Source organism: Streptomyces turgidiscabies Car8, from assembly GCF_000331005.1.
GTDB lineage: Bacteria > Actinomycetota > Actinomycetes > Streptomycetales > Streptomycetaceae > Streptomyces > Streptomyces turgidiscabies.
Genome location: NZ_AEJB01000220.1, coordinates 1 through 973 on the forward strand (window position 1 = coordinate 1; position 973 = coordinate 973).

Consider the following 973-nt stretch of genomic DNA (forward strand, 5'->3'; position numbering starts at 1 on the left):
CGGTGTTCTCCGGGCTGCGCGGCGAAGGGGCGCCCGCCGACGGGGACTTGGGCCCGTACGAGCCGCTGCTGTCCCGACTGTGCGGGCTGGCGCCGCCGGACGGCGCGCCGCTGGTGGGCTATGCCGAGGCGGTGCTGCGGCTCCTGGGGACCCTCGGACGAACCGGCGGCTGTGTCCTGGTCCTGGAGGACCTGCACGACGCGGACGCCGACACGCTCACCATCGTCGACTACCTCACGGACAACCTTTCCGGCCAGCGCGCCGTCCTGCTGGCCACCCTGCGCGGTGGACCCGGACCGGCCATCGACCTCGCCGAGGCCGCCGCGTCCCGGCGTACGGCCCGTACCCTGCGCCTCGCCCGCCTGGGCCCCGCCCACACCGCCGAGCTGGCCGCCCGTTGTCTGGGCCACGACCACGCGGGCGACGTACCGGCAGCCGTGCTGGACCGGCTGCACACCGTTTCAGAGGGTGTCCCCTTCGTCGTGGAGGAACTGCTGACCGCCATGGTCGACAGCGGCGACCTCGTCCGGCGGCGGGGTGAGGGCTGGACGGTGACCGGCTCGCTGAACGCCCATGTGCCCGCGACCGTCGCCGCCGCCGTGCTTCAGCGCGTGGACCACCTGGAACCGCCCGGGGTCGCGCTCCTGGAAGCGGCGGCCGTCCTGGGCAGGCGCTTCCCCGTGGACGTCGCCGCCCGCGTCGCCGGGCTCGACAGGGCGACGGCGCTGCGCCAGCTGCGCCATGCGGCACGCGCCCACTTGGTCGCCGACGGCACCACGCCGGAGGAGCCCGGCTGGCACACGTTCCGCCATGCCCTGACCGCCGACGCCATCACCCACCGGCTGCTTCCCGTGGAGCGGACGGAGCTCTGTCTCGCCGCGGCCGACGCGATCGAGTCCGTCGGAGCCATCGAGTCAGCCGATGCCGTCGAGTCCGTCGACGCGAGTGGGCCGGAGCCCCGACCCACCGGGGC

General features: G+C 75.1%; 1 pseudogene. It reads left to right on the forward strand.

Annotation, left to right across the window (positions count from 1 at the left end):
• A pseudogene (locus STRTUCAR8_RS14555) lies at positions 1 to 973 on the forward strand (helix-turn-helix transcriptional regulator); the annotation flags it as partial.